Raw genomic sequence first — 5,795 nt, forward strand, 5'->3', positions numbered from 1 at the left:
CTCACAGCCTTGAACGGTTTACCATAGATCTTGAGAATCTGGTACTTACTCTTAGCTGCTCCGATGAGGACACCATATATGACACCACAATGCTGAGTGGAACCGGTGGCGAGGATTTTACGATTAAAGGGTATTCAGATCACCTCCCGCTCTTTGCGCGATTTGTCAAGGGACCATTCTCTTTCGATTCATCACGATCTGAAGTCATACCCCAAAACATCTCTCAATCTGCAGAATGTGATGAGGGGGGATTTGAACAGTCTACAGAGGGATGGATCTGCAGTAATTCAGGAGTTTATATATTACGGGATACTGCCGGCGTGGCGGGTGGTAAATACTCCTTGCGAATCAGTGGAGATGCAAGGGAAAAGAACAGCAGTGCTTCAAAAGCTGTTTTGGTAAAGAGTGGCGATAAAGATTTGTTGAACTTAAAGGTCAGGGGATCTGGAAAAATTTCATTCCGAACACGTCCGGCTGGAGGAGCCTGGACATACTATAATTTCCCCAATGGATTAAAACCATCAAAGAGCGCCAGTTATTCTGAGATCAATCTTAAGAACTGGAAAGAGCTGTCCCTTGAAACCGGCAGTCAGAATGGGGAAATCGAACTTGAGGTCAGGGTTGGCAAAGGGGCGCCATTCTGTTTGTGGGTTGATGATGTGAGATGGTGAATCTATGCATAAAGGCTGATTTAAAGATATATTTATCTGCACACGGGCTCCTGTTCCCAACTGATTCCGGACAAATCATCAGAACTGACCAATGAGTTCCTCTAATAACAGAACGATTTTCCATATAGACATGGATGCTTTTTTTGCCTCCATAGAGCAGCGTGATAATCCGCAGTACATGGGTAAACCGGTAATTGTCGGTGCCCGTCCAGGCAACAGAGGGGTTGTTTCTACCTCGAGCTATGAGGCACGCAGGTTTGGAATCCATTCCGCAATGCCTATTAATGAGGCTTACAGAAGATGTCCCGACGGAATCTTCGTGACTCCGAGGATGCATGTTTATGAAAGTGTATCAAAAGCGATCATGAACATCTTTGAGCAGTTTTCTCCCCGTGTCGAGCAGGTATCAGTTGATGAAGCATTTCTGGATATGAGCGGCACCGACAGGCTCTTTGGATCTCCTCTGGATGCCGCAAAAGCGATAACAGAGAGAATCAGGAGTGAACAGAAACTCACCGGCTCTATAGGTGTGGCCCCGAATAAGTTTCTGGCAAAAATTGCATCTGATTTTAATAAACCAAACGGCATCACAATCGTCCCATCAGAACCTCAACAGATAATAGAGTGGCTGGCCCCCATGAAAGTTGGAAAAATCTGGGGTGTTGGAGTAAAGAGCACAGAGGTGCTTCAGAGGATGGGGATATGCACAGTGGGAGATTTGCAGAACCTCTCATTAGAGTATCTCAATGATCGGTTTGGAAAGCAGGGTATCTCTCTTTACAACCTCTGCAGGGGAATTGATGAGCGCCCGGTGGGTGAGTATGATTCAATAAAGTCGATCTCAAGAGAGCATACTTTTAATGCTGACTCAAGAGACAGAAATGAGTGGAGAGATGTGCTCTTTTTACTTGTCCAGGATGTTTCGAGGCGGGCCCGTCGTTATGGCGTAAAGGGTCATACTGTTTTTCTTACCTGGCGACGTCCGGATTTCAGCAGGCACAGCCGCAGAAAATCCCTCCCTCAGTCATCAAATACGGCCAAATTAATCTTCGATAACGCGCTACAGCTTCTGGAAGAACTCAAGGAGCCGTCTTTAAGACTTCTGGGTGTCGGTGTAACAGGGCTCGATGATGCCGAACAGACCGACCTTTTCGCTCAGAAGACAATTGAGTCGATAGAGGCAACTGAAGCCGCAGTGGATAGAATTGTGGCCCGGTTCGGGAATAAGGTGATAGGGAAGGGGCGGGAAGTAGGGAAGGACAGGGATCATATTGATACATCTGAACATTAAGATATCGGAAATTTCTTCTGTTTCCGTTCCGATTCCGACTTGAGACTTGTGACTTGCAACTTAATACTTGATATATTGCCGGAGGCTGATTCATATTTCATAGTAACTTTGGAGGACAGAATTTATGATAAGTGTGATTACATGCTGGAGACGGCCCATTCCCGAATCAATCCAGGAGCGCAATACTGCAAAGACTATCGGGGTTGATCATGAGTACATTATGGTTGATGGCAGCAACGGAATGGGACTGGCCGCAGCTTACAATCAGGGCGTTTCCAAAGCCCGTGGTGATATACTGGTTTTTGTTCCAGAAGATCTTTTCTTCATGAAAATGAACTGGGGATGTATACTGGAAAAAAAGTTTTCCGATGATCCCTGGTTAGGGATTGCCGGAGTTGCCGGAACGCAGTTTCTTTTTGCAGATAAATATTCCTGGACCGCCGCTGGAAGGCCCTTTATCAAGGGCAGAGTGGTTCATCATTTACAGAATGGTGATTTCTTTGCAGTTGTATTCTCACCTGAAAATGGGAATTTTCCGGCTGTTATCTGTGATGGCTTTTTTATGGCCGTAAGGGCATCTTTGTTCCAGAAAATCAGGTTTGATGAAGAGACCTTCGATGGAGAGCATTTCTGGGATCTTGATTTATGTATGCAGGCCAACCAGTTAAGCAGGATACTGGTGACTACAGATATAGTGGTAAAGCGACGTTCGCAGAGTGTTTTTGATAAAGTCTGGAATTCTTATGGACAGAAATTTCTTCAGAAGCATGCCGCGAATCTGCCGATAAGCTGTTCTGATCAGGTTCCCGACCCCTCCCGTTTTGTTTCAAGCCAGTGCGTGAACCTCAAGGGCAAGGCTCCAATAGAAACAATCTGCTGACCGGAAGAAACTGAAAGTTGCAAGTCGAAAGTCGGAGAAATATTTCCAGGCAACTTTCTTTTTCTTAAGCCCTTATTCCTTATCCTCACAACTTGTGACCTGTGACTTGCAACTTGTGACTTGCCAATAATATACTATAGCTTTGATCTCGAGCTCTAACAGGAGATATTGATGTCCACGATGTTGCCTGACGACAATGACTCTGCCCGATGCTGGTGCGGAGGACAGACCGAAAATTCAACGCATGAACTCTATGGCAGATGTAAAAAGTGCGGTACTCTGGTCTTAAAAAAAGTCTACACAGCAGAGGAACTGAAAAAATTTTATGGGATGGATCAATACTGGCACAAACACCAGATCGAAAAAAGCCGTACTCCCCCTATCGAGCAGAGGATGATTGAGGATTTTCACGATCGGATACCGCTCTGGTATCGAATTCTTAACAGGCATAAAATTCTGCCGGAACGGGTGCTTGAAATCGGGTGCTCTCATGGCGGGTTTCTTCAGTACTGCCTTTCTCACGGCATTCGTAAAGCCACAGGCATAGAAATTGACGAGAACACATGCAGACTTGGAAAAAATACCTTCGGTCTGGAGCATATCATACCCGGGTTGTTTCCTGATGTCAAACTGCCTTACAGGAAGTATGATGCTGTCTGCGCTTTTGATGTTATGGAGCACTTTCATGAACCTGTAAAGGCAATAAGTGCCATATCGGATTATCTGCGGGAGGATGGTGTATGTTTGATCCAGACACCATGTTATCGTGGCGAGGGTGCCTCATGGGAGATGTTCCTTCCTGAGGAGCACCTCTATTTGTACGATGAGAATAGCGCCAGAAAAATCCTGGAACAATCTGGTTTGATGGTAATCGAAACAATGCCCGGTCTTTTTCATTATGATATGTTTGTAGTTGCAAAGAAGGCAGGGAAAAAGGCCACGAAGATCTCTTCCGGTGCGCTGAAAAGTACAGTTGTAATTGACGGATTGATATTCCAGATTCAGGCAGGGGCAAATGTAGGCATTTCCCGGATATGGAAGAATATTATTCCAATTCTTAAGGAGACGCTGAAAGATACCAGAATAATCCTGCTTGTCCGCGGAAATTATGATCCGGGAATAGAAGGTGTTGAAAAACTGGTGATCCCGGAGTACTGCAGTGTCACTAATTGTGATCTTGAAAATGATGAAAAACTGCTCACTGCGATATGCAGAGAAAACAGAGCCGATCTATTCATGAGCACCTATTATTCTTCAGCGCCGGGAATAGCTTCAATTCAGCTTGTCTATGATCTGATACCGGAACTGGCAAGAGCAAACATGATTACAGGAATGTGGGCTCCTAAAAAGAGGGCATTTTCTTGCACGCATAAATTCATTGCCATCTCCGAATCAACCCGAAATGATTTGTCAAGGTATTATCATGAACCGCCAGACAGGGTGAGCGTGGCTTACCCTGCTATTTCAGATATTTTCAGGCCCGCTTTACAGGAGGTTGAAAGATTCAGAGAACAGTTCCGGATTAAAGGGCCCTATTTTGTCATGGTGGGAAAAAGGTCATCATACAAAAACGGCGGCATCGTTCTGGAATCATTTATCAACTCAGATCTTCGAAACCAGACCCGGATTGTCTGCATCGGAGGTGAAAAGTTTTCTGATTCTGAAATTGCCCGCTTTGGAACCTCAGTCATGAGGATAGATTACACAGATGACCCGACACTTGTGGCGGCATACAGTGGTGCTCAGGCACTTATATATCCTTCAATATACGAGGGATTTGGAATACCTGTAATCGAAGCCGGTGCCTGCGGCTGTCCGGTAATTGCATGCAGGAATTCTTCAATTCCCGAAGCCGGCGGGGATGCATGTGTGTATGTTAATCCGGGATCAGGTCCGGAGATAGTTGATGCGATGCGTAAGATGCTGGATACCGGCACACGGGAAGATTGGGGAAAAAAGGGAATTGAAAATGCCCGACGGTTTACATGGGAAAAGATGGCCGATGTGATTAAAACACGGATTATGGATATGATTTGTGGCATTAAGCATTCCAGATGGCTGATCCGTGCAGAAAACCTTATCAGCTACTCAAATGAAATTTTGTCAGAAGATACAAATAAAGCGCTCAGGGCATCATTGATCGCTTCTGAAGTGTTGGGTGGTGCAGATCACCGGCCTTTGGTTTGTGCTGCCAGGGCATACAGAGAATCGGGAATTATCTCAGGTGCAATTATGAATTACACCAAAGCGCTTGCAATGTGTCCATCACTGAAACCTCTTGCGATTGAGTTTGCTGAATATCAACGATCACTGGGGAAGCATGAAGATGCACTCAAGGTTTTATTCGGGTTGAAAGATTATTACCCTGATGATCCTGAAATTTTTGCCCAACTGCAGAAGACCCAGAAAGAGTGGTTTACATCTACCATAAATTCAAGCGATTTTCTCAGTTCTGCATCTGTACCGTCAAAACCTCTTGTCTCAATTATCATATCTACTTATAACTCGGGGCAATTCATAGATGAATGTCTCAGTGATGTCGTGAGCCAAAGCGTGTTTGGGAGTGTTGAGGTAATAGTAATAGATGCCGCCTCTCCGCAGGACGAAAAATCTGTAATAATGCGCTTTATTGAGAAATATCCCGGGATACGATACTATAGAACTGCGGAGAGAATCGGTATTTATGCAGCATGGAACCTGGGGATCTATCTGGCTGAAGGCAAATATGTTTTCATGTTCAGCACAAACGACCGGTTACGGTCCCAGACTCTGGAAATGCTCTTGAATTACCTCGAGTCTAATCCGCAGGTGGATCTGGTCTACGGGAATACAAAACTGACAGATATTCCCCATAACGACTATGATAATTATGTTGCTACAGAAAAATACGGCGGGGCATTTGTCTGGCCCCAGTATTCTTTCTATGATCTTCTGTTCCAGTGTCGTGTAGGTC

General features: G+C 45.1%; 4 protein-coding genes. All 4 read left to right on the plus strand.

Going from position 1 to position 5,795, the window contains the following annotated elements; translation table 11 throughout:
• Positions 1-671: hypothetical protein (locus GX089_16370; protein NLP04071.1), on the plus strand; the 671-nt coding region annotated here is incomplete at its 5' end.
• A gap of 91 nt (positions 672-762) precedes the next feature.
• Positions 763-1,962 carry a DNA polymerase IV gene (gene dinB / locus GX089_16375; GenBank protein NLP04072.1) on the plus strand — a complete coding sequence of 400 codons (1,200 nt, stop codon included), beginning with the start codon at positions 763-765 and terminating at the stop codon, positions 1,960-1,962.
• A 124-nt stretch (positions 1,963-2,086) separates the two neighbouring features.
• A complete protein-coding gene (locus tag GX089_16380; GenBank protein ID NLP04073.1) occupies positions 2,087-2,842 on the plus strand; it encodes a hypothetical protein in 756 nt (251 codons plus the stop codon).
• A 171-nt stretch (positions 2,843-3,013) separates the two neighbouring features.
• Positions 3,014-5,795: methyltransferase domain-containing protein (locus GX089_16385; protein NLP04074.1), on the plus strand; the 2,782-nt coding region annotated here is incomplete at its 3' end.

Source organism: Fibrobacter sp. (assembly GCA_012523595.1).
Classification (GTDB): Bacteria; Fibrobacterota; Chitinivibrionia; order Chitinivibrionales; family Chitinispirillaceae; genus JAAYIG01.